The sequence below is a fragment of the Nocardioides oleivorans genome, from assembly GCF_004137255.1.
Taxonomy (GTDB): Bacteria; Actinomycetota; Actinomycetes; order Propionibacteriales; family Nocardioidaceae; genus Nocardioides; species Nocardioides oleivorans.
In genome coordinates, this window is the sequence record NZ_SDWT01000002.1 from 538837 (window position 1) to 561170 (window position 22334).

At 71.7% G+C, this 22334-nt stretch carries 22 protein-coding genes; 17 read left to right on the forward strand and 5 right to left on the reverse strand.

Annotation, left to right across the window (positions count from 1 at the left end; genetic code table 11):
* Positions 1 to 71 precede the first annotated feature (71 nt).
* Both EUA93_RS18185 and EUA93_RS18190 read left to right on the forward strand, forming a co-directional pair.
* Positions 72 to 3581, forward strand: a complete 3510-nt coding sequence (locus EUA93_RS18185) for an ATP-binding cassette domain-containing protein (protein WP_242497498.1) — start codon at positions 72 to 74, stop codon at positions 3579 to 3581.
* 59 nt (positions 3582 to 3640) lie between these two features.
* Positions 3641 to 4531: a TIGR01777 family oxidoreductase gene (locus EUA93_RS18190; RefSeq protein WP_129401697.1), complete on the forward strand. Its 891-nt coding sequence runs from the start codon at positions 3641 to 3643 to the stop codon at positions 4529 to 4531.
* Here EUA93_RS18190 and EUA93_RS18195 read toward each other — a convergent pair.
* A complete protein-coding gene (locus tag EUA93_RS18195; RefSeq protein WP_129401698.1) occupies positions 4477 to 5034 on the reverse strand; it encodes a hypothetical protein in 558 nt (185 codons plus the stop codon). The genes EUA93_RS18190 and EUA93_RS18195 overlap by 55 nt on opposite strands.
* A gap of 73 nt (positions 5035 to 5107) precedes the next feature.
* Between EUA93_RS18195 and lipB the strand changes: the two genes are divergently transcribed.
* From lipB to EUA93_RS18225, 6 genes are all read left to right on the forward strand, one after another.
* Entirely contained in the window at positions 5108 to 5857 is a 750-nt protein-coding gene (gene lipB, locus EUA93_RS18200; RefSeq protein ID WP_129401699.1) for a lipoyl(octanoyl) transferase LipB, read from the forward strand.
* Between the two features lie 58 nt (positions 5858 to 5915).
* Positions 5916 to 6389, forward strand: coding sequence for a (2Fe-2S)-binding protein (locus EUA93_RS18205; RefSeq protein ID WP_129401700.1), 474 nt, complete (start codon positions 5916 to 5918; stop codon positions 6387 to 6389).
* Between the two features lies 1 nt (position 6390).
* The gene (locus EUA93_RS18210; RefSeq protein WP_129401701.1) at positions 6391 to 7398 is read left to right on the forward strand and encodes an FAD binding domain-containing protein; all 1008 of its coding nucleotides are present in this window, start codon (positions 6391 to 6393) and stop codon (positions 7396 to 7398) included.
* Positions 7395 to 9581, forward strand: a complete 2187-nt coding sequence (locus EUA93_RS18215; protein WP_129401702.1) for a xanthine dehydrogenase family protein molybdopterin-binding subunit — start codon at positions 7395 to 7397, stop codon at positions 9579 to 9581. The genes EUA93_RS18210 and EUA93_RS18215 overlap by 4 nt, the downstream gene beginning before the upstream one ends.
* A gap of 76 nt (positions 9582 to 9657) precedes the next feature.
* Positions 9658 to 10608 carry a lipoyl synthase gene (lipA, locus tag EUA93_RS18220; RefSeq protein ID WP_129401703.1) on the forward strand — a complete coding sequence of 317 codons (951 nt, stop codon included), beginning with the start codon at positions 9658 to 9660 and terminating at the stop codon, positions 10606 to 10608.
* A gap of 46 nt (positions 10609 to 10654) precedes the next feature.
* The gene (locus EUA93_RS18225; RefSeq protein WP_129401704.1) at positions 10655 to 11365 is read left to right on the forward strand and encodes a DUF4191 domain-containing protein; all 711 of its coding nucleotides are present in this window, start codon (positions 10655 to 10657) and stop codon (positions 11363 to 11365) included.
* A 12-nt stretch (positions 11366 to 11377) separates the two neighbouring features.
* On the opposite strand, the gene EUA93_RS18230 is transcribed toward EUA93_RS18225, so the two are convergent.
* Positions 11378 to 11761, reverse strand: coding sequence for an RDD family protein (locus EUA93_RS18230; RefSeq protein WP_129401705.1), 384 nt, complete (start codon positions 11759 to 11761; stop codon positions 11378 to 11380).
* 179 nt (positions 11762 to 11940) lie between these two features.
* Here EUA93_RS18230 and glnA point away from each other — a divergent pair, with 179 nt between their 5' ends.
* A complete protein-coding gene (glnA, locus tag EUA93_RS18235; protein WP_129401706.1) occupies positions 11941 to 13362 on the forward strand; it encodes a type I glutamate--ammonia ligase in 1422 nt (473 codons plus the stop codon).
* A gap of 103 nt (positions 13363 to 13465) precedes the next feature.
* Positions 13466 to 13783, forward strand: a complete 318-nt coding sequence (locus tag EUA93_RS18240) for a hypothetical protein (RefSeq protein ID WP_129401707.1) — start codon at positions 13466 to 13468, stop codon at positions 13781 to 13783.
* On the opposite strand, the gene EUA93_RS18245 is transcribed toward EUA93_RS18240, so the two are convergent.
* Positions 13758 to 15278, reverse strand: a complete 1521-nt coding sequence (locus tag EUA93_RS18245) for an AAA-type ATPase lid domain-containing protein (RefSeq protein WP_207208829.1) — start codon at positions 15276 to 15278, stop codon at positions 13758 to 13760. The genes EUA93_RS18240 and EUA93_RS18245 overlap by 26 nt on opposite strands.
* A 200-nt stretch (positions 15279 to 15478) precedes the next feature.
* Between EUA93_RS18245 and EUA93_RS18250 the strand changes: the two genes are divergently transcribed.
* The 5 genes from EUA93_RS18250 to EUA93_RS18270 all read left to right on the forward strand — a co-directional run bounded on the left by EUA93_RS18250 (position 15479) and on the right by EUA93_RS18270 (position 19319).
* A complete protein-coding gene (locus EUA93_RS18250; RefSeq protein ID WP_129401708.1) occupies positions 15479 to 16522 on the forward strand; it encodes an amidohydrolase family protein in 1044 nt (347 codons plus the stop codon).
* Positions 16523 to 16524: 2 nt separating this feature from the next.
* Positions 16525 to 17361 carry a metal-sulfur cluster assembly factor gene (locus EUA93_RS18255; RefSeq protein WP_207208830.1) on the forward strand — a complete coding sequence of 279 codons (837 nt, stop codon included), beginning with the start codon at positions 16525 to 16527 and terminating at the stop codon, positions 17359 to 17361.
* On the forward strand, positions 17358 to 18392 hold the full coding sequence (locus tag EUA93_RS18260) for an NAD(P)-dependent alcohol dehydrogenase (RefSeq protein ID WP_242497499.1): 1035 nt from the start codon (positions 17358 to 17360) through the stop codon (positions 18390 to 18392). The genes EUA93_RS18255 and EUA93_RS18260 overlap by 4 nt, the downstream gene beginning before the upstream one ends.
* A gap of 14 nt (positions 18393 to 18406) precedes the next feature.
* On the forward strand, positions 18407 to 18907 hold the full coding sequence (locus tag EUA93_RS18265) for a DUF1097 domain-containing protein (protein ID WP_129401709.1): 501 nt from the start codon (positions 18407 to 18409) through the stop codon (positions 18905 to 18907).
* 88 nt (positions 18908 to 18995) lie between these two features.
* Positions 18996 to 19319 carry a putative quinol monooxygenase gene (locus tag EUA93_RS18270; RefSeq protein WP_129401710.1) on the forward strand — a complete coding sequence of 108 codons (324 nt, stop codon included), beginning with the start codon at positions 18996 to 18998 and terminating at the stop codon, positions 19317 to 19319.
* A 368-nt stretch (positions 19320 to 19687) separates the two neighbouring features.
* On the opposite strand, the gene EUA93_RS18275 is transcribed toward EUA93_RS18270, so the two are convergent.
* Positions 19688 to 20296: a DUF1684 domain-containing protein gene (locus tag EUA93_RS18275; RefSeq protein ID WP_207208831.1), complete on the reverse strand. Its 609-nt coding sequence runs from the start codon at positions 20294 to 20296 to the stop codon at positions 19688 to 19690.
* 43 nt (positions 20297 to 20339) lie between these two features.
* Positions 20340 to 20639, reverse strand: coding sequence for a hypothetical protein (locus tag EUA93_RS18280; protein ID WP_129401711.1), 300 nt, complete (start codon positions 20637 to 20639; stop codon positions 20340 to 20342).
* Between the two features lie 284 nt (positions 20640 to 20923).
* On the opposite strand from EUA93_RS18280, the gene EUA93_RS18285 reads away from it, so the two are divergent.
* Both EUA93_RS18285 and EUA93_RS18290 read left to right on the forward strand, forming a co-directional pair.
* Positions 20924 to 21610, forward strand: coding sequence for a molybdopterin-dependent oxidoreductase (locus EUA93_RS18285; protein ID WP_129401712.1), 687 nt, complete (start codon positions 20924 to 20926; stop codon positions 21608 to 21610).
* Positions 21603 to 22247 (forward strand): cytochrome b/b6 domain-containing protein, encoded by a 645-nt coding sequence (locus EUA93_RS18290; protein WP_129401713.1) that lies wholly within the window; start codon positions 21603 to 21605, stop codon positions 22245 to 22247. Before EUA93_RS18285 ends, EUA93_RS18290 begins: the two co-directional genes overlap by 8 nt.
* Positions 22248 to 22334 lie beyond the last annotated feature (87 nt).

Sequence of the window (22334 nt, forward strand, 5' to 3'; positions counted from 1 at the left end):
GTACGACGTTCGGCTCAACGTCGAAAAATCGGGCGCGGACTGTCGGTGCGAGCGCCTAGCCTGAAGGCACCGTGACGATCACCGAGACCTCCCGCTCCACGGACGCCACCACCCCGGCGTCGGAGCTCCCCGCAGACCGCCAGCCCGTCGACTGGCGGCGAGTGCGCCGTCCCCTGACCGTGGTCTGCCTGACCATGCTGCTGGTGGGGGCGATCGCCTCCTCCCTCGGCAGCGTCGTCGCCGGCCGGCTCGCCGACTCCCCCACCTCGATGCTCGTCACGGTCCTCGCGCTGTGCGTGGTCGGCGGCGCGTTCGTCGACACCGCCGCGCGCACCATCTGGGGCGTCGTGGTCGACCGGGCCGAGGGCCGGCTGCGCGCCGACCTGATCGACGCCGCCATGGCCCAGCCGCTCTCCGAGCTCTCCGAGCAGGCCGTCGGCGAGGTGCTCGACCGCATCGACGACGACACCTGGGAGGTCGGCCAGCTGATGCGCTGGGGCGTGTGGATGGCCATCCGCACGGTCCTCTCCGCAGGGCCGCTCTGGATCGTCGCCAGCATCACGTGGTGGCCGGCCACGTTCCTGTTCCCGCTGTGCGGCGTGGTCGTGTGGCTCACCATCCGCCGGCTGCTGCCCCTCATCGCCGAGCGCAAGGTGCTCGAGGAGGCCGCGTGGACCGACCACGCCGCCTCGACCGAGGAGGGCATCGCCGCGCGCGACGACGTCCGCACCTCGCTCGGCCAGCCCCACGTCCTGCGGCGCAACGCCGAGCTCGCCGCCGAGATCCACCGTCGGCTGCGCCGCGTGCTCGCGGTCGAGGTCAGCGTCACCCGCCGCAGCGGCGGCCTGCTCCACGGCGTGCTCGCGGCCACCGGTCTCGTCGGTGTCGCCCTCGTGGCGCACGGCGACATGTCGACGGCGCGGCTGGTCACCCTGTTCCTGGTCACCACGATGTTCGTGGGCCAGGTCGACATGATGGCCCGCCACCTCCCCGACCTCCAGGAGGGCATGGGCGCCGTGCTGCGCCTGCGCGGGATGCTCGCGGTCCCGGCCGAGCCGGTGGGCGGGCTGCCGCTGCCCCACGACCCGCTCGACGTCGAGCTGCGGGGGCTGTCGTTCTCCTACGGCACCGGCAGCTTCGCCCTGCGCGACATCGACCTGACCGTCCCGGCCGGGCACACCTGCGCCCTCGTCGGGCGCACGGGCTCGGGCAAGTCCACCCTCGCCTCGTTCCTCTCCCGTGCGGTCGAGCCGCCACGCGGCACCGTCTTCCTCGGTGGCACCGACGTCCGTGACCTCGACCTCCAGCTCCTGCGCTCGGCCGTCGGCGTGGTCACCCAGCGCACCGAGATCCTCGCCGGCACGCTCGTCGACAACATCACCTTGTTCGGCGACGCCCCGCGCGAGTCCGTGGTCGCGGCCGTGGAGGAGCTCGGCCTCACCGAGTGGGTCACCGGGCTTCCCGAGGGCCTCGAGACGCTGCTGGGTCCCGGCGGCACCAGCCTGTCCGCCGGCGAGGAGCAGCTCGTCGCCTTCGCGCGGCTGCTCGTGCGCGACGTCAGCGTGGTCGTGCTCGACGAGGCCACTGCCCGGATGGACCCGGTCACCGAGGCGCGCGTCGTGCGCGCTGCCGACCGGCTGATCAGCGGTCGCACGGGCATCCTGGTCGCGCACCGCCTCTCCACCACCGAGCGGGCCGAGCAGGTCGCGGTGCTCGAGTCCGGCCGCGTCGTCCAGCAGGGCCCGCGCGCCCGCCTGGCGGCTGCCGACGGCCCGTTCCGCGACCTCCTCGACGCCGCCGCCCACGAGGTGGTGATCGAGGAGCACCACCACGACGACGCCTCGATCGGCTCCGTGCGCCGCAGCACGACCCCGCCCGAGCCGCCCCGCGTCGAGCCCCCGCTCGGCCTGATGCGGCAGGTATGGCACTGCATCCGGCTCAAGCCCGAGTGGGGACTCCTGGGCGCCATGCTCTTCCTCGTCGCCTCGATCACGGGTGCCTACGGCGCGGTCACGGGCTTCGTGTGGGGCCACGTCGTCACCTCGCTCCAGGACGGCCACACCCCCGGCCTGCTGCTGGTCGCGCTCGTCGCCTCGCTGATGGTCGGCCCGCTGCTGCTGTCGCAGGCCTTCTGGACCTACCCCCACTGGTGGGTCGAGATCCGGATGCGCGTGCGCGCCGCCGTCCTCGCCGGCCAGACCGACCAGCGCCGCCTGGTCCGTACGCCGCCGGGCGAGGTCGTGGCCCGCGCCATGGACGCCGACCGGATCGCCCGCTACACCGACCGGTGGGTCGACTTCGTCAACGGCCTCTTCGTCGCCGTCCTCACCGCGCTCATCGCCGGCACCTGGCTCGCCGGCGCGATCCTGCTCGCCGTGATGGTCGCCTCCGCCCTCGCCTCCTCGCTCGGGCGCCCGGTCGCCGGACGGTCGGCGGCTGCGGCGTCCACCGCCCGCGCCGGCTTCGGCCAGGCGCTCGTGTCGACGCTCGAGTCGATCCGCACGGTCAAGCTGGCCGCCGCCACCCCGCACCTGCACCGCCACCTCCGCGAGGTCGACGGCGGTCGGGTGGACGCGGCCGTCCGCGAGCACCGCGTCCAGTCCCTGCTCGACGGCGTCCCCGTCGTGATGGTGCAGTGCGGTGTCGTCGCCGCCTGGGCCGGCCTGCTGTCCGGGCGCTGGGAGCTCGCCACGGCGCTGCTCGTCGCCAACGCCGTCAGCGGCTTCGACTGGTTCGGCCGGGTCGCCGGGGCCGTCGTGACCGAGGCGCCCGGCACCCGGGCGTGGATGCACGCCACCAGCGCGCTCGCCGGTGGCGGCGACCTGATGGTGCTCCCGGGCGGGATGGACCTCTCCGCCGGCACCGCCACGGCACCCGCCGCGACCCCGCGCGAGCCGCTGCAGACGCTGACCCTGCGCGACCTGTCCGCGGTCCACGACGACGGCACGCTCGGGGTGCAGGACGTCGACCTCGAGATCCGCGCCGGCGAGCTCGTGCTGCTGCTGGGCCAGGTCGGCTCCGGCAAGTCCAGCCTGCTCGGCGCACTCGCCGGACTGGTGAGCAGCACCGGCGAGATCGTCTGGAACGACCGCGTCGTCGATGACCCGCAGACCACGCTCCGGCCGGCCCGCGTCGCGCACGTCGCTCAGGTGCCGCGCGTCCTGTCCGGCACGTTCACCGGAAACGTCGGCCTCGACCACGCCCAGCGCGACATCATGCCGGCCATCGAGGCGGCCCGGATGGGGCGCGACGTGTCGGAGGCGGGTGGCCCCGACTCGCTCGTCGGCCACCGCGGCGTCCGCCTCTCGGGTGGGCAGGTGCAGCGGCTCGCGCTCGCGCGGGCCCTCGCCAGCGACGCCGACGTGCTGCTCGCCGACGACGTCTCCTCGGCACTGGACGCCGCGACCGAGATCGAGCTGTGGCGGGCACTGCGCGAGCGCGGGGCGACCGTCATCGGTGCGACCAGCAAGGCCGCCGCCCTGGCGCAGGCCGACCGCGTCGTCGTCCTCGACGCCGGCCGCGTGGTGGAGCACGGACCCTGGCGCGAGCTCGCCGCGCGCTGGGCCCACCTCGCGGGCTGAGGCGCGCAGACCCGACCGACCGTCGCCGCGCGCTTTGGCGCGCATGGTTGGGTGGAGGCATGCGTGTCGTCATCGCCGGAGCGTCAGGGTTTCTCGGCACCCACCTCTCCGACCACCTGCGGGTCCAGGGGCACGAGGTGACCGCTCTGGTCCGTCGTGCTCCCAGCTCCGCGCACGAGTCGCAGTGGGACCCGGCCGCGGGTGAGGTCGATGCCTCGGTGATCAGCCGCGCCGACGCCGTCGTCAACCTCGCCGGGGCGAGCATCGCCAACAACCCGCACTCGAAGAAGTACGCCCGCGAGGTGATGGACTCGCGCGTCTCCACCACGCGGCTGCTCGCCTCCACGATCGCCGCGAGCGAGCGGCCGCCCGCCTTCCTCGCCGGGAACGGCATCAGCATCTACGGCGACCACGGCGACGCGGTCGTGACCGAGGAGACCGAGAGCGTCGGCGACGCCCTGCTCACGCGCGTCGCGCGGGAGTGGCAGGACGCCACCGAGCCCGCGAAGGCCGCCGGCTCGCGCGTCTGCGTGCTGCGCACGGCCCCCGTGATGGACCGGTCGGCTCCCCCGCTCAAGCAGCTCGCGCTGCTCTTCAAGCTCGGCGGCGGCGCGAAGCTCGGCTCGGGCGAGCAGTACATGCCGATGATCTCGCTGCGCGACTGGGTCGGGGCCGTGACCTTCCTGATCGGGTCGCGCGACGTGTCGGGTGTCTTCAACCTGTGCTGCCCGCGCACGCCGACCAACGCCGAGTTCACCAACGAGCTCGCCTCGGCCGTGCACCGCAAGGCGTTCCTCGCCGTCCCCGCACCGCTGATGAAGGTGGCCGCCGGCGACATGGCGCCCGAGCTGCTGGGCTCGGTCAACGCCCGCCCCGCCGCCCTCGAGCGCGCCGGCTACGACTTCGAGGACGAGGACGTCCGCGAGGTCGTCTCCGCCGCGCTGTCCTGAGCGCTCACCTCCTCCACGACCCACCGGTCCCCCACCCGGACCAGCTCGACCATCCGCGTCGAGGGCCGGTCCACCGGGAGCACGACCGGTGACGCGCCGCCGACGGCCCGACCACCGACGACCCGGTCGGTGACCACGAGCGCCAGCCGGTCCGGCGTACGCTCCACGACCTCGAGCGCCAGCACCTGGGTCGCCATCCCCTCGACCGTCAGGCCGCGCCGCTGCCACGCCCGCAGGTGGCGGACGTCGACCGCCCCGGCGCGGGACCCGGCGGCGTAGAGCCCGCGCAGGGCGGCGGCGTCGCCCGCCGCCCACGCGGACGAGCGACGCCGGTCCCACCCGGCGAGGATCTCCGCCGGTGACACCACCCCGGCCGTGGCGGGACGCGGCCCGTCGTCGTCGCCCGCGGCTCGGTCCGGTCCCCCGACCCGGACCACCAGGGTGGCGACCACGCACGCACAGGCCACGGCCGTGAGGACGGGGAGCAGTCGGCGGGGATCCACCCGACCAGCCTCACCGATTTCGCCGGACGACGTCGGCGCTCGTCCACAGGCCGCCGCGGCGTAGGCTCGGCGCATGTCGTTGGACCAGCAGACGGACACGGGACCGACCTACGAGATCGCCGGCCTGGGCACCGATGCCGTCGACTACCTCGCCGCCTGGGACCTCCAGCGCGGGGTGCACGAGGAGGTCGTCGCGGGCACCCGTCCCGACACCGTCCTGCTGCTCGAGCACCCGGCCGTCTTCACCGCCGGCAAGCGGACCGACGACCACGAGCGCCCGCTCGACCCCGGCGCCCCCGTCATCGACGTGGACCGCGGCGGCAAGATCACCTTCCACGGTCCGGGCCAGCTCGTCGGCTACCCGATCGTCACGCTGCCCGACCACGTCAAGGTCGTCGACTACGTGCGGCGCGTCGAGGAGGCGCTGATCGCCGTGTGCACCGACTTCGGCGTCACGACCGCCCGCATCCCGGGTCGCAGCGGCGTCTGGCTGCGGGCCGACGACCGTGGCCCGGAGCGCAAGATCGCCGCCATCGGCATCCGGATGGCGCGCGGCGTGACCATGCACGGCTTCTCCCTCAACTGCGACGTCGACCTGGGCTGGTACGACCGGTTCGTCGCCTGCGGCATCGACGACGCCGGGGTCACGTCGCTGACCCGCGAGCTGGGCCGCGACGTCACCGTCCACGACGTGCTGCCGAGCGTGCGACGCCACGTGTCGACGTACCTCGCCTGGGAGCCCTTCGTCGCGACACCGGACTACGACGCACGCCCCGAGCCGGCTCACGGACCGCGCATCGAGCTCATCACGCCCGGGCGCTGACCGCCCACCCACGCGACGGGGTGAGGCGTCGCGTGCACCTCTCTGGTTGGGTCGTCGGATGAGCCGGCACACAGTCCACACGACCATCAACGGCTCCCCCCACGCGGTCGAGGTCGACACCAGGCGCTCCCTGCTCGACCTGCTGCGCGACGACGTCGGCCTGACCGGCACCCAGAAGGGCTGCGACCAGGGAGCCTGCGGTGCCTGCACCGTGCACGTCGACGGGCGACGGGTGCTGTCGTGCCTGACCCTTGCCGCGCAGGTCGAGGGCCGCGAGGTGACCACGATCGAGGGCGTCGGGTCCACCGACGAGCTGCACCCCGTGCAGCAGGCCTTCCTCGACTGCGACGCCTTCCAGTGCGGCGCGTGCACGGCCGGCCAGGTCATGTCCGCCGTCGCCCTGCTCGAGGAGGACGGATGGTCCACCCGCGACGACGTGCGCGAGCTGATGAGCGGCAACCTGTGCCGCTGCGGCGCCTACCCGCGCATCGTCGACGCCGTCATGTCGGTCCGCTCGGCACAGGAGGCCTGACGTGCACCCCTTCACCTACACCCGCGTCGACGACGTCGACGCGGCCAGCGCAGCAGTCACCACCGACGCCGTCTCGCGGGCCGTCCAGCAGCCCGACGACACCGTCTTCATCGCCGGCGGCACCACCCAGCTCGACCTGATGCGCGACGGCGTGTGGTCGCCCGGCACGGTCGTCGACATCAGTCGGCTGCCACTTGCCGAGGTCACCGTCGACGGCGACACCCTCGTGGTCGGCGCCGCCGTCACGATGGCCGAGCTCGCCCGGCACGAGGCCGTGGCCGGGGTCCCCGTGCTGCGCGACTCGCTGCTGCTGGCCGCCTCGCCCCAGCTGCGCGCGATGGCGACGATCGGGGGCAACGTCCTGCAACGCACCCGGTGCCGCTACTTCCGCGACCCCGAGGTGACCCAGTGCAACAAGCGCCGCCCCGGCAGCGGCTGCGCGGCGATCGAGGGCACCGCACGCACGCACGCGGTGCTCGGCGTCGACGCCGGCTGCATCGCCGTCCACGCCTCCGACCTGGCCGTGGCCCTCGTGGCGCTCGACGCCCGGGTGCGCCTCCACGGTCCCGACGGCGACCGGACGATCCCGGTCGCCGAGCTGCACGTGCGCGCCGACGACGACCCCGCCCGTGACAACGTGCTCCGCCCCGGTGAGCTCGTCACGCACCTGGAGGTCCCGCTGCCCGATGCCCGCTCGGGCTACCTCAAGGTGCGCGATCGCGCGTCCTACGAGTTCGCCCTGACGTCGGCCGCGGTGGTCGCCCGTCTCGAGGACGGCGTCCTCGCGCACGTGGCCGTCGGCCTCGGCGGCGTCGGATCGGTTCCGTGGCGAGCGAGCCGCGCCGAGGAGGTGCTGCGCGGGCGGGTGGCCTCGCTCGCGCTCTTCGAGGAGGCCGCGGCCGCCGAGCTGGCGGACGCCTTCACCGTCCCCGGCACGGCCTTCAAGCCCGAGCTGGCCCGTCGCACCCTGGTCCGCCAGCTCCGCGACGTCACGGGGGTGACCGCATGAGCACCACGACGGACACCGCGACGGACACCGCGACGGACACCGCTGCGGGCACGTCCACGGGCACGCCCGTCATCGGTGCGGGAGTCACTCGCGTCGACGGCCCGCTCAAGGTCACCGGCGCGGTGCCCTACGCCGACGACCTCGCGCCCCGCGACGCCCTGGTCGGGGTGCTGGTCGGCGCGACGATCGCGGCGGGCGAGATCTCGCTCGTCGACGCCAGCGACGCGCTCGCCGCACCCGGAGTGGTGGCCGTCATCTCGCACCACGACGCGCCCCGCGTCGTACGCCCCAACGAGGCGTCGGCGGACGAGCGGGCTCCGCGTCCGCCCTTCCAGGACGCGACCGTCCGCTTCCACGGCGACTACGTCGCGATGGTGGTCGCGCAGACACGCGAGGAGGCGGTGCACGCCGCCAGCCTGCTGCACGTGTCGTACGACGCCGCCGAGCCGGTCGTGGACCTCAACGACCCCCGGGCCACGCGCGAGACCGACGACCCGGCGGGCGCCGACAGCGTCCGCGGTGACCTCGAGCGAGGGCTGGCCGAGGCCGAGGTGGTCGTCGAGGCCGACTACGTCACCGGCGACAACACCAACAACCCGATCGGCCTGTTCTCCGCGTGCGCGCAGTGGGACGGCGACGCCCTGCACATGTGGGCGACCACCCAGTGGCCCTTCAACACCGCCGACTGCCTGGCCGAGGCCTGGGGCATCGCGCGTGAGGACGTCCGGGTCGAGTGTCCCTACCTCGGCGGCGGGTTCGGGTCGGGGTTGCGCCCGTGGCCCTACATCCACGCCGCGGCGATGGCCGCCAAGGTGGTCTCCCAGCCGGTGCGGGTGGTGCTGAGCCGTCCGCAGATGTTCACTGACGTCGGGCACCGTCCCGAGACCGTGCAGCACGTGCGCCTCGGCGCGCGTCGCGACGGCACCCTGACGGCGGTCGAGCACACCGCGACGATCCCGGTCGCGGTGGACGACGACAACCCCGAGAACGTCGTCTCCGGCACCCGCCAGGGCTATGCCGTGGAGCACCTGCGCGCCGACGTCGACCAGGTCCGTCTGCACATCGCGCCGCCGGGCTCCATGCGCGCCCCCGGCGAGGCCCAGGGCAACTTCGCCCTCGAGACCGCCCTCGACGAGCTGGCCGTCGAGCTCGGCATCGACCCGGTCGAGCTCAGGCTGCGCAACGACACCGCCACCAACCCCGACCAGGACGACCTCCCGTGGTCGAGCAAGGCGCTGGACCAGTGCCTGCGGCGCGGTGCTGAGATCATCGGGTGGGACGAACGCGACCCGGCGACCCGTTCGATGCGCGACGGCGACCAGCTCGTGGGCTACGGCGTGGCCGCCGTGTCGTTCTTCTACTTCCAGCAGCCCTGCACCGTGCGCGTCGTCGTCCACCGCGACGGCACCGCCGCCGTGCACTGCGCGGCGATGGACATCGGCACGGGCACCTACACCGTGGTCACCCAGGTGGCCGCGGACCGGCTCGGGCTCGACCTCGCCGACGTCGAGGTGGTGCTCGGCGACAGCTCGCTGCCCGCCTCTCCCCCGGCCGGCGGTTCGGGCCTGGCGACGGCGATCTCCAACGCGGTCGCCCTGGCCGTGACCGAGGTGCTGGGCGACCTCGACCTGTCGGGCACGCCCGGGCGCGAGGCGCTGTCGCGTGCCGTCGGCGATCGCGACGAGGTCGCGGCGGAGGCCACCGCCGCCCCGCCGGACCCTGCCGAGATGGGCATGTCGCCCTCGGGCGCGTTCGGCGCGAAGTTCGCCAAGGTGCGCGTCGACGCCGACCTGGGCCTGGTCCGCGTCGAGCGGCTGGTGTCGGTCATCGACTGCGGCCAGGTGCTCAACGAGCGCACCGCGCGCAGCCAGGTCGTCGGTGGAGCAGTCGGCGGCATCGGCCACGCGCTGCTCGAGCACACGGTCACCGACCTCCACGCCGGACCCCAGACGGGCCGCATCACCAACGCGCACATGGCCGACTACCTGGTCGCCGTCAACGCCGACGTGCCCGACCTGGAGGTCGAGTTCGTCGGTGGTCCCGACCGGCTCAACCCCGTCGGGGTCAAGGGAGTGGGCGAGGTCGGTCTCTGTGGTGTCGCGGCCGCGATCGGCAACGCGGTCTTCCACGCGACGGGTCGACGCGTCCGTCGACTGCCGATCACGCCCGACCTGCTGCTCTGACCTGTCGGCGCGAGCGGTCGTCCCGGCTCCCGACCGTGAGTTGGGGCGGTCGACCCGCCGTCGTAGAGTTGCGGGCGTGACGACCGCTCCAGCACCCGAAGGACGCAAGCTTCTCCGCCTCGAGATCCGCAACGCGGAGACTCCCATCGAGAAGAAGCCGGAGTGGATCAAGACCCGGGCCAGGATGGGTCCCGAGTACACCGCCCTCCAGGAGCTCGTGAAGGGTGAGGGCCTCCACACGGTCTGCCAGGAAGCCGGCTGCCCCAACATCTACGAGTGCTGGGAGGACCGCGAGGCGACCTTCCTCATCGGCGGCGACCAGTGCACGCGTCGCTGCGACTTCTGCCAGATCGACACCGGCAAGCCGCAGCCGCTCGACCGCGACGAGCCCCGCCGCGTGGCCGAGTCGGTGCAGAAGATGCAGCTGAAGTACGCCACCATCACCGGCGTCGCCCGCGACGACCTGCCCGACGGCGGTGCATGGCTCTACGCCGAGACGGTCCGCGCGATCCACGAGCTCAACCCCGGCACGGGCGTGGAGAACCTGATCCCCGACTTCAACGGCAAGCCCGACCTCCTCACCGAGGTCTTCGAGAGCCGTCCCGAGGTGCTCGCCCACAACGTCGAGACCGTGCCGCGGATCTTCAAGCGGATCCGCCCCGCCTTCCGCTACGACCGCTCGCTCGACGTGCTGACCCAGGCCCGCGACTTCGGCCTGGTCACCAAGTCCAACCTGATCCTCGGCATGGGCGAGACCCGCGAGGAGATCAGCCAGGCGCTGCGCGACCTCCACGAGGCGGGCTGCGAGCTCATCACCATCACCCAGTACCTGCGCCCCTCCCCGCGCCACCACCCCGTCGAGCGCTGGGTGAAGCCGGAGGAGTTCGTCGAGCTCAAGGCCGAGGCCGACGAGATCGGCTTCGCCGGCGCCCTGTCGGGCCCGCTCGTCCGCTCGTCCTACCGCGCCGGACGGCTGTACGGTCAGGCCATGGACGCCCGCGCCGCAGCCAGCGCCGCGACCGCCTGACCACGCTCCCTCGTCATCGTCACCATCTAGCTGGACAAGGTTCCCCATGTCGACCCCCGCCGCCTCCACGCCGAGCTCGCGCCGTGCGCAGATCATGCAGACCTACACGATGGCCAAGCGCACGGACCCGCGCCTGGGCCTGATCATCGCGGGCGTCTTCGTGCTCGGGGCCGCTGTCGGATTCGGCCTGCTGTCCCTGCTGCCCGGCAGCGGTGTCATCTCGCTGATCATCACGATCGTGGGCTCGCTCATGATCGGCATGCTGTGCGCGCTGCTCGTCTTCGGCCGCCGCGCCCAGAAGGCGGCGTACACCCAGATGGAGGGCCAGCCGGCGGCCGCCGCGGGAGCGCTCCAGATGCTGCGCCGCGGCTGGAAGGTCGAGCCCGTCGTCGGCTTCAACAAGCAGCAGGACGTCGTGCACCGCGTCGTCGGCCCGCCCGGCATCGTGCTGGTCGGCGAGGGCACCAGCCCCAGCCGGGTCCGCGCGCTGCTCGCGACCGAGCGCAAGAAGCACGAGCGGGTCGCCTACGAGGTGCCGATCCACGAGGTCGTCGCCGGCCGCGGCGACGGCGAGGTGCCGCTGCCCAAGCTGGTGCGCCACGTCCAGAAGCTCGGCCGTGCGGTGAAGCCCGCCGAGATGACCGACGTCCTCCAGCGCCTCAAGGCCATCGACGCGCAGCGCGGCAAGCTCCCGCTGCCCAAGGGTCCGGTCCCGACGTCGATGAAGGGCATGCGCTCGCAGCAGCGCGGCCGCTGAGCCGGTCCCGGACTAGAGCGCCACCGTCCGCGTCCCGGCCGCCATGTCGTGAAGGCCGCGGCCGTCGAAGGTGAACAGCGGCGGTACGACGAGCGCGACCAGCGCGCTGCGCACGAGGGCCCGCAGCAGCGAGACCGGCACCGACGGGTCGTCCTTGCGCACCACACGCAGCCTCGTCGCGAGCTTGCCGAACGAGCCGCCCACGGTCGCCGTGAAGAGCGCCGACTCGACGACGAAGAGCGCGAGCGTGCCGAGGCCGTTGGGGTTGCCGGCGATCAGTCCGGCTGCGACGAGGCCCTCGACGACGGCCAGGCACGCGACCCAGTCGACGCACAGGGCCAGGATCCGGCGTCCCCAGGTGGCCGCGTGGAGGTCGTTTGTTACAGCACTCGTCACGTCGCAAGCCTAGGCGGGCCGTCGTGGCCCGCCACGCTGCGGTCTGTTGTAACACGGCCGAAACAAACGGGATACGGTCTAGAAACTGCTCCCCCCTAGCGTGACGGCACGGTGCAACGACGCTCCGCTCCCGAACGCTGCAACTCGACGCGCGCCCGTCGCCGTCAAGGAGGAACCGAATGTTCAACAACTCCGATGAGCTCCTGAAGTTCATTAAGGACGAGGGCGTCGAGATGGTCGACGTTCGCTTCTGCGACCTGCCCGGCGTGATGCAGCACTTCACGGTGCCGGTGTCGTCGTTCGACCAGAGCGTCTTCGACGACGGCCTCGGGTTCGACGGGTCCTCGATCCGCGGCTTCCAGGCGATCAACGAGTCCGACATGTCGCTCTTCCCCGACCCGACGACGGCGTACGTCGACCCCTTCCGCAAGTCGAAGACGCTCAACGTCAACTTCTTCATCCACGACCCGATCACCGGCGAGGCCTACAGCCGCGACCCGCGCAACATCGCGCGCAAGGCGCTGGCGTACCTCGACTCGACCGGCATCGCGGACACCGCGTACTTCGCCCCCGAGGCCGAGTTCTACATCTTCGACAACGTCCGCTACAGCACGGGCGTCAACGAGGGCTACTACCACATCGACTCCGTCGAGGGCTGGTGGAACTCCGGCAAGGAGGGCGAGGAGAACAAGGGCTACAAGACCCGCCTCAAGGGTGGCTACTTCCCCGTCGAGCCCTACGACCACTACAGCGACCTGCGCGCCGACATGGTGAAGAACCTCGAGGCCTGCGGCCTGCTCGTCGAGCGCGCCCACCACGAGGTCGGCACCGCCGGCCAGGCGGAGATCAACTACCGCTTCGACACGCTGCTCAAGGCCGCGGACGACGTGATGAAGTTCAAGTACCTCATCAAGAACACCGCCTGGGAGCAGGGCAAGTCGGTCACGTTCATGCCGAAGCCCATCTTCGGTGACAACGGCTCGGGCATGCACGTGCACCAGTCGCTGTGGAAGGACGGCGAGCCGCTGTTCTTCGACGAGACCGGGTACGCCGGCCTGTCCGACACCGCCCGCTGGTACATCGGCGGCATCCTCAAGCACGCGCCGTCGCTGCTGGCGTTCACCAACCCGACGGTGAACTCCTACCACCGCCTGGTGCCGGGCTTCGAGGCCCCGATCTCGCTGGTCTACTCCTCGCGCAACCGCTCCGCGTCGGTCCGCATCCCGATCACGGGCGCGAACCCGAAGGCCAAGCGCGTCGAGACCCGCTTCCCCGACCCGTCGGCGAACCCCTACCTCGCCTTCGCCGCGCTGATGCTGGCCGGCCTCGACGGTGTGCAGAACAAGACCGAGCCTGCCGACCCGATCGACAAGGACATCTACGAGCTGCCGCCGGACGAGATGGCCGACATCGCCCAGGTGCCGACGTCGCTGGGCGCCGTGCTCGACGCCCTCGAGGACGACCACGACTACCTGACCCGGGGTGGCGTCTTCACCGACGACCTGATCGAGACCTGGGTCGACTTCAAGCGCACCCAGGAGATCGCTCCGGTCCAGCTGCGGCCGCACCCGCACGAGTTCGAGCTCTACTACGACATCTGAGCAAGGAGGGCGACACCGCCCCTGACCTGCACGAACGCGGAACCCCTGCCCGGGTTTCCTCCGAATTCCCCCGAGGATCCGGTGACCGGGCAGGGGTTTCGCCATGCTCCACCACGAGTGGGTCCCGATGACGCGCCAGGTCGTCACGCGTGCCCGGCCCGCGGACGTCGTCGTCGAGGTGTCGATCTTCGCTCGCGTCAAGGCTGCGCTGGTCGATGCCGGGCTGTCTCGCGCGGCCGGGCCGCAGGCGACCATCACGCTGGGTGAGCTCTTCGCGAAGTATCTCGAAAACGGCCGAAGCCCGTGCGCGGGTCGATTCTGGCGCAGGGCGACCCGCAACCAGATCGAGGTCCGGCTCGAGCGGACGGCCGCGCGTGTAGGCGGGTTCTGGCCCCTCAGGTGTTGGTGCGAGGGATGTTGATGTCGTACTGCGCGATCTTGCGGTAGACGGTGGCGCGGCTCATGCCGAGCTCGTCGCCGGCGTCCTTCATCGAGATGCCGGGACGGGTGAGGACGCGGACGATCTCGTCGCGCTCGAAGGTCTCGATGCGGGTGAGGCGTCGCGAGATGCCGGAGAGGACGTCGGCGGGCAGGTGTCGTACGTCGATGGTGTCGCTGCGCCGGGCGGCCTGCGCGACGACCTCGACGAGCTGGCGGGCGTTGCCCGGCCAGCCGCAGTCACGCAGCGCGGACTCGGCGGCGTGGGTGAAGGTGACCTCGCGCCCCCGCGCCCGACGTGCGGCGAGGCGGGCGAGTGGGATCACGTCATCGGACCGCTCACGCAGCGGCGGGACGGAGACGATGGTGTCGACGAGGGGTGCGAGAGCAGGCGGCAGGGCGTCGAACCGGCTCGCCGTCATCGCGAACGGGACGTGGTCGCCCGCGTGGGCTCGGACCCGGGCCTGGACGACCAGGTCGCGCACGTGCTCGGCCACCCACTCGGGCAGGAGGTCGACGTCGCGGACGAGGATGCCAGTGTCGGGCTTGCCGAGCTCGGGGGTCCACAAGCCCAGCCACGCCTCGCAGTCCTGCGTCGGGGGCGGCGACGCGGCGAGGATGCGCTCGCGCGGGAACTGCTGGCGCAGCGCCTGGGCGAGGAGCGTGGCCCGACCCGAGCCTTCCTCGCCGACTGCCAGCACGATGCGTTCGTCGCGGATCGCCGCACCCGCACGGGCGAGCACCTCGGACCAGGCAGGCCCGAGATCGGTGGCGCTGCCCGCACCGGGCTCGAGACGAGGAGTCTCCACGCGGAACACCTCGCCCCGCTGTGCCGCCCGAGGCTTCTGACCGCGCGAGCGGGCCAGCATCATCGCGGACGTGTTGCTGGCTGCCGACTGGGCGAGCGCGAGCAGGAGGTCGCTGGACTGGCTGGACCAGGTCGTCAGGTTGACGCACCCCTCGAGGTGGCCGCTGAGCGGGTCGAGGACCGGCACGGCGGCGCAGGTGTAGGTGCAGAGGCTCAGTGCGTAGTGCTCGTCGGCCCGTACGACGGTGGGGGCGCGGTCGGCGATGGCGAGGCCGAGGCCGTTGGTGCCGACGGTGCGCTCCGCGTACGCGAACCCGGGCGCGAGGTGCACCGCGTCGAGCGCGCGGAGGAGCGAGGTGTCACCGCTCATGCGGTTGAGGACGAGGCCGTCGGCGTCGGTCAGCATGAGGGAGACGGGCTCGTTGATGAGGGTCCGGTGGAGGCCCTCGAGCACCTCGCGGCCGCACTCGAAGAACAGCGACTCGTCGTTGAGGGTCCCGGTGAAGCTCGGCTCGATGGACTCCAAGGAGACGCCGTAGTCCTCGCTCCGCTGCCACGAGGCGACGAGCCGGTCGGAGACGGGAGCACCGACCAGGTCGGGGCCACCGACAAGTGAGCGCTGCAGCTCGCGATGGCGCCGCGCGCGCTCGGGAAGGGCGTCGTCGGTCACGGTCCACCCACCTCCCTGATGTGAGCGACGTTACATCGGCCGCGCGGCGACGACGGTCGCGTCGCGTCTCAAATTGAGACGCCCCTGGATCTCACATTGAGACGCCGGGGCAGGTCCGGGCGGCGCCCGGCGCGCCTAGCGTCCGAACGCATCGAGTGACCGACGTCACGCGACATCACCCAGATCGACGGAGGACGCACATGTACACCAAGGACGGCGAGAACTACTTCATCGTCGACGCCCACATCGCCCTGTGGGACGCCCGCCCGGAGAACATCAAGAACCTCCAGGGCAAGCAGTTCATCGACTGCTTCTACGACTACCACGCGAACCTGTCGCCGGAGTCGGAGAAGTGGTCCTACGAGGAGTACCTCTACCAGGGCGGCGAGCGCCTGATGAAGGACCTGTTCACCGATGGGTACGTCGACCACGCGATCTTCCAGCCCGCCCACCTCGGCGAGTTCTACAACAACGGGTTCGGCCAGACCGAGGAGGCGTTCGCGCTCACCCAGGCCAACCCGGACAAGCTGACGTACAACCACAACTTCGACCCCCGCAACGGCGAGGCCGGCCTCGACCAGCTGCGCGCCGATGCGGAGCGGTTCGGGCTCAAGGGCGTGAAGCTCTACACCGCCGAGTGGCACGGCGACTCGCGCGGCTGGAAGCTCGACGACCCGATGGCCTACCGGTACTTCGAGCTGTGCCGCGAGCTGGGCATCAAGAACATCCACATCCACAAGGGCCCCACCATCCGCCCACTCGACCGCGACGCGTTCGACGTCGCCGACGTCGACCACGTGGCCACGGACTTCACCGACCTCAACTTCGTCATCGAGCACGTCGGACTTCCCCGGCTCGAGGACTTCTGCTGGATCGCCACCCAGGAGCCCAACGTTCACGGTGGCCTCGCCGTCGCGATGCCCTTCATCCACACGCGGCCGCGCTACTTCGCGCAGATCATGGGCGAGCTCATGTACTGGATCGGTGAGGACCGGATCCAGTTCTCCTCCGACTACGCGCTGTGGACGCCGAGGTGGCTGATCGAGCAGTTCGTCGACTTCCAGATCCCCGACGACATGACCGAGTACGCGCCCCTCACCACCGAGGCCAAGAAGAAGGTCCTCGGCCTCAACGCCGCCAAGATGTACGACATCGAGGTGCCGGCCGAGCTGCGGCTGCCCGATGCCGACGAGCCCGAGACCGGGCCCCGGCAGCCTGAGGCCGCCGACCTGGCGACGGTGTGACGATGTCACTCACTCCGACCATGACCGCCACCCGCCACACGCACGTCGAGGCAGTGCGCGAGGCTCTCGACGCCGTGTTCGACCCGGAGCTCGACGAGCCCATCACCGACCTCGGGTTCGTCCGGTCGGTGACGGTCGACGAGGCCGGGAGCGTGGAGGTGCACCTGCGCCTCCCGACGTCGTTCTGCTCACCCAACTTCGCCTACCTGATGGCCTCCGACAGCAAGGACGTCCTCACCAGGCTGGACTGGAGCCGCAGCGTGACGGTCTGGCTCGATGACCACCACGACTCCGACATCATCAACCACGGGCTCGCCACGGACGCCGGCTACAAGGGCACCTTCCGTCACGAGGCGGATAACAACCTCGACGAGCTACGTCACACCTTCCAGGTCAAGGCGCACACCGCTGCCATGGAGCGGTGTCTGACGGCGCTGCTGAGGTCGAACGACGACCTGGCCGAGTCGGCCCTCGGCGACGTCGTCCTGGGTGACCTCCCCGAGGGGCCCGAGAAGGAGTCGCTTCTGCGCAGGCGGACGACATTGCGGCTCGGGAACCACCCGTCGGCGCGGGTCATGGTCGACGAGCACGGCGTCGGCTACGAGCCCGACCAGGTCCCCATGGCACTTCGGCGGGCGAGGTCGACGCGGATCTCGATCGACGGCAACGCGCACTTCTGCCGCGGCCTGCTCCGCACCCGCTACCCGGACTCCCGCGAGGACCAGACCCGTCGAGTCGACGGCGAGGAGCCTGCTGACGAGCAGTACGCCGGCTACGACGCCACCTTCATTCCCCTCACCACCCTGACCACCCACTCCGGCAAGGAGCACTCCCGATGAGCAAGATGCGAGCCGTACAGGTCGTCGGCTACCACCAGGACCTCGAGATGACCGAGGTCGACGTCCCCGAGGCCACCGGCCCCTTCGACGTCATCGTGCGGATCGGCGGCGCCGGCGTGTGCCGCACCGACCTCCACATCCTCGAAGGCCAGTGGGAGGAGAAGTCCGGCGTCACGCTGCCGTACACGATCGGCCACGAGAACGCCGGCTGGGTGCACGCCATCGGATCCGCAGTCACCAACGTCCGCGAGGGCGACAAGGTCATCGTCCACCCACTCATCACGTGTGGCCTGTGCCGTGCGTGCCGCACCGGAGACGACGTCCACTGCGAGAACAACCAGTTCCCCGGCATCGACACCAACGGTGGGTACGCCGAGTACCTCAGGACCTCGGCCCGCAGCGTCGTACCCATCGACGACTCCCTCGAGCCCGCCGACGTCGCCGCACTCGCCGACGCCGGCCTCACTGCGTACCACGCGGCCGCCAAGGCGGCGAAGCGGCTGACCCCGCGCGACACGTGCGTCGTCATCGGTGCCGGCGGTCTCGGCCACATCGGCATCCAGGTGATGAAGGCGCTCTCGCCGGCGCAGCTGGTCGTCGTCGACCGCAACCCGGAGGCGCTCAAGCTCGCGCTCGACCTCGGAGCCGACCACGGGGTCGTGGCCGAGGGCCGGCAGGTCGAGGAGGTCCTCGACATCACCGGTGGCTCCGGCGCCGAGGCGGTGCTCGACTTCGTCGGCGAGGGCGGCTCCACCAGCCAGGGCCTCGCGATGACCCGCCAGGCCGGCGACTACCACGTCGTCGGCTACGGCGAGAACGTCGACGTCCCCACGATCGACCTCATCTCCGCGGAGAAGAACATCATCGGCAACCTCGTCGGGTCCTACAACGACCTGTGCGACCTCATGTCCCTCGCCGCCCGCGGCTCGGTCACCCTGCACACGCAGAAGTACGCCCTGGACGACTTCCAGACGGCGATCTCGGACCTCGACGCCGGCCGCGTGCGCGGCCGCGCCATCCTCACCCCCTGAGAAGGAGCACGACCATGAGCGGAATCAAGGCCCTGCTGGGCATCGGCATCTCCGTCGGCGTGCTCGCCGGCATCTGGACCTACGCGAGCGTGGAACTCACCCTCATCACCTGGATCGCATTCGTCGCATGGGCCTGCTTCTTCGCCGCCGGCGGCGGCACCACCGGACTCGCCAAGGGCCTCGCCGCCAACGTGGCCGGCGTGTTCTGGGGCTGGGTGATCAGCCAGGGGCTGGAGACCGTCAGCGCCTCCACCCTCGCGCTCGCCGTGATGGTGACGATCGTCGGGTTCATCCTGTGCATCGAGGCCGCGCTGCCGCTGCTGTCGTTCATCCCCGGCGGGTTCGCCGGCACGGCCGTGTTCTTCGGGTCCGGTTTCGACCTCAGCGGCGCGCTCACCGCGATCGTGGCCGGCGCCGTGCTCGGCATCATCTCGGAGAAGCTCGGGGCGATGATCCAGTCGGCCGTCGACGGCGCGCCCCAACCGGCGCCCACACAGGACGCCCGCACCGCCTGACCAGACCCGCCTGACCAGACCCGCCTGAACGGGCCCCCTGAACACCCCGGTGAGGACTGGGGCCACCTGACTCGACCCAGGAGAACCCTTGATCTTCATCACCGCCAAGTTCGCCATCAAGCCCGAGCACGCCGATGCCTGGCCGGAGATCTCCCGGGCATTCACCGAGGCAACTCGGGCCGAGGACGGCTGCCTCTGGTACGACTGGTCGCGCAGCCTCGACGACCCCAACGAGTACGTCCTGGTCGAGGCGTTCCGCGACGGCGACGCCGGTGGAGTGCACGTCAACAGCGACCACTTCAAGGCCGCGCAAGCTGAACTGCCGCCCTACCTCACCTCCACGCCGAAGATCATCAGCCAGAGCGTCGACCAGGACGACTGGTCCGAGCTCGGCGAGCTCGCCGTCGACTGACCCGTGGCACTGGGGTGGCCGGGCCCCGAGACCTCGGCGGCACCATCGAGGACGGGAGCTCGAGGTATTGCCGGGCCACCCAGATCAAGTCCGGCTGGGCGAGCTGAGTAGCGATGTCGCCACCGCATAAGAGGTCGAGAGTCACCCCGTGTGTCTCCCGAGCGAACGTCTGCAATTCGTGGGTGTGTCCCTCAGAGATGGGTTTGCCGTGTGCGGGGGTCGGCTGATCGCGACGACGTCAGCCGGACCGACGGGCGCTCCGACGATCCTGACCGTCGGCTACGCGAACGGGAGTCAGCGACTGCGGCCCTTGCCGCCGTTGTTCGAGCCAGGCCCGTGACCGCCGACGTGCCTGACCTGCGAAGACGTCAGAGACGCTCGCCTGCCTCGACCCGGGCCTCGACGGTGTTGCCGGCAGGCGCGAGCGGGCAGCGCCACCTGTCGTCGTAGCGGCACGACGGGTGGAAGGCGAAGTTGAGGTCCAGCACGACATGCCGGTCGTCGCCGCCGAGCCAGGCCCCCTTGGCCGTGTCGAGCAGGTAGCGACCCGCGCCGTAGCTGCCGTCGCCGGCCGTGCCGTCGCGCATCGGCACGAAGATCCCGCCGCCGTACTGGTGCAGCCACCACACGTCGAGGCTGCCGCCGACCGGCTCGGGCAGCCGCAGGACGCCGACCCTGCGCATCGTGACCGAGCCGTCGTCGCCTCCGTCGACGTCACGCTCGTCCGGGTCGGCCGGCTCGATCTCGAGGGTGAAGCGCAGCGCCGGGTCGTACGGCCAGTAGTCCACGCCGCGCTCCCGCAGGTCGGGGTGGTCGGCGATCGGGCTCTGGGGGTGCGTGGCGAAGAGGTCGGCCCGTCCCTCTCGCCAGAGGCGGTGTCCCTCCGCGGGATCGTCGTGGGCGCGCACGGCCTCGTGCAGCGACGAGACACGGGCGCGCCAGTCGACGAGGGTCAGGGCAGACGAGGTCGTGGGCACCAGCCCAGTGTCGCGCACCGGCTCGCGGGCGGCGGCGACGTCGTCATCCCGGAGGGAGGGGAGGTCCGTCCAGGTGTCGCTCGCGCAGCTCGTCCAGCAGGTGCGGACGCGTGATGACGAGGGCCAGCCGACGGGTCGCCTCGAGGTCCGTGGCGAGGTCGCGCGACGAGTGCTCCCAGGCGCGGACCAGCTCGCGGTCGGTCAGCCTGGAGAGCCCGGCCCCTACTCTCGCGCTCCCGGCTCGCCCCGGGCGCCTCCTGGTCCGCGCCGTGCCGCGGAGCCGTCCGAGCGCTCGGGCCCCCGAGCCGATCACGCGCGCCGTCATCGCCCGGATCCCTGCCATGGTGCGCCTCCTGCCCCCGCCGTGGACCTCGGGGTACCCCGCGCGGCCGTGCCGAGTCGTGGATCCGACGGGTGCACCGCGCACCACGGGGTACTCCGGCGCGTGGCCACGGCCGGCTGACGCGGGGTTCGGCCCACGTTCATAGGCCCGGGCGAGCAGTCCGGCCCCCCGGGATGCCCGGCCCGGGCCTACCACTGCGTTCGGTGCCGCGGCGCCTACAGATTGGACGGCCTGCGGCCGGCACCACCCGCGACGTAGCGTGTTTCGTGTGGAGGTGACCGACGGTGCCGACCGACGCTGAGGGCGCGCCGGTGGGCCGGCGCGTCGTGCTCGGCCTCCTCGGGCTGGGTGCGGTCGGCGTGGTCACCGGCAACCGGGTCCAGGACGGGCTGAGCCGGGCGCTGGCGCCGATCCAGCTGCGCGACCCGACCGGCCTGACCTCGCTGGTCCCGCTGGGCAGCACCTGGCGCTACTACTCCGTGACCGGGTCGGTGCCTCCCCGCGCCCGCCAGGACTACCGGCTGGCCGTCACCGGGCTGGTGGGGAGCGAGTCGACGTACTCCTACGCGGACCTCGAGGCACTCCCCCAGACCTCGTTCACCGACACGTTCCACTGCGTCACGGGGTGGTACGTGCCCGACGTGCCCTGGGCCGGGGTCCGGGTGGCCGACCTCCTCGACCGCGCGGCACCGAGCGACGGTGCGGTGGGCGTCCGCTTCCACTCCTTCGACGGCACCTACACGGTCAACATGACGCTCGAGCAGGCGCGCGCCGAGGACGTCCTCGTCGTCCTGCGGATGTACGACGAGCCGGTGACGCACGCGCACGGCGGTCCGGTGCGGATCTACTCCGGGTCGATGTACGGCTACAAGGGCACCAAGTGGCTCTCGGGCATCGAGGTCACCGCGGACAACCGGCCCGGCTACTGGGAGGACCGCGGCTACCCGCTGGACGGGATCATCGATGGGTGAGGCGGCGGCCCCTGCGGGGCGGGACCTCGACCGTTTCTCGCGCGCCGAGCGGCTCGTGCACCGCACGTTCGCCCTGCTCATGGGCGCCTGCCTGGTGACCGCGGCGATCCTCTACAACGGCTCCATCATGATGGCCGTCGGGCATCGCCACCTGGTCGAGACCGTCCACGTCTGGTGCGGCGTCGCGCTGCCCGTGCCGATGGTGCTCGGCGCCGCCTCGAAGGCCTACCGCGCCGACCTCGGGCGGCTCAACCGCTTCACCCCGGGCGACTGGCAGTGGCTGCGCAGCCGGTCGCGCCGCGACGGCACGCTCGTGGTCGGCAAGTTCAACGCCGGGCAGAAGGTCAACTCGTGGCTGGTGGCCGCGTCCACCTGGGTGCTCCTCGGCACCGGCTCCCTCATGTACTGGACCGGCCTGGCCGCGCTCTCGTGGCGCTCGGGAGCGACCTTCGTCCACGACTGGGTCGCGCTCGGGCTGGGGCTCCTGGTGATCGGCCACCTGGCCCACGCGTTCGGCGACCCCGAGGCTCGCCGCGGCATGCGCACGGGTCGGGTCGACCGTCGGTGGGCGCGTGCCGAGCACCCGGGCTGGGTGGACGAGCTGGAGGGGGTCGAACCGTCGGACCCCCGGGCCTGAGGACCGGAACCACCCCTTTGCATCGTGCACGGATCGCCCGGAAGGCGTTCCATGGACGCAGGAGCACCATGAGCGGAACGAGGCGGG

Excerpts from the sequence above, each read along its gene's own strand:
- EUA93_RS18255 (WP_207208830.1), top strand. The coding sequence starts at position 16,525 with ATGTCACTCACTCCGACCATGACCGCCACCCGCCACACGCACGTCGAG.
- EUA93_RS18240 (WP_129401707.1), top strand. The coding sequence starts at position 13,466 with ATGCTCCACCACGAGTGGGTCCCGATGACGCGCCAGGTCGTCACGCGT.
- EUA93_RS18225 (WP_129401704.1), top strand. The coding sequence starts at position 10,655 with ATGTCGACCCCCGCCGCCTCCACGCCGAGCTCGCGCCGTGCGCAGATC.
- EUA93_RS18280 (WP_129401711.1), bottom strand. The coding sequence starts at position 20,639 with ATGGCAGGGATCCGGGCGATGACGGCGCGCGTGATCGGCTCGGGGGCC.
- EUA93_RS18265 (WP_129401709.1), top strand. The coding sequence starts at position 18,407 with ATGAGCGGAATCAAGGCCCTGCTGGGCATCGGCATCTCCGTCGGCGTG.
- EUA93_RS18290 (WP_129401713.1), top strand. The coding sequence starts at position 21,603 with ATGGGTGAGGCGGCGGCCCCTGCGGGGCGGGACCTCGACCGTTTCTCG.
- EUA93_RS18190 (WP_129401697.1), top strand. The coding sequence starts at position 3,641 with ATGCGTGTCGTCATCGCCGGAGCGTCAGGGTTTCTCGGCACCCACCTC.
- EUA93_RS18215 (WP_129401702.1), top strand. The coding sequence starts at position 7,395 with ATGAGCACCACGACGGACACCGCGACGGACACCGCGACGGACACCGCT.
- glnA (WP_129401706.1), top strand. The coding sequence starts at position 11,941 with ATGTTCAACAACTCCGATGAGCTCCTGAAGTTCATTAAGGACGAGGGC.
- EUA93_RS18260 (WP_242497499.1), top strand. The coding sequence starts at position 17,358 with ATGAGCAAGATGCGAGCCGTACAGGTCGTCGGCTACCACCAGGACCTC.
- EUA93_RS18250 (WP_129401708.1), top strand. The coding sequence starts at position 15,479 with ATGTACACCAAGGACGGCGAGAACTACTTCATCGTCGACGCCCACATC.
- EUA93_RS18205 (WP_129401700.1), top strand. The coding sequence starts at position 5,916 with ATGAGCCGGCACACAGTCCACACGACCATCAACGGCTCCCCCCACGCG.
- lipB (WP_129401699.1), top strand. The coding sequence starts at position 5,108 with ATGTCGTTGGACCAGCAGACGGACACGGGACCGACCTACGAGATCGCC.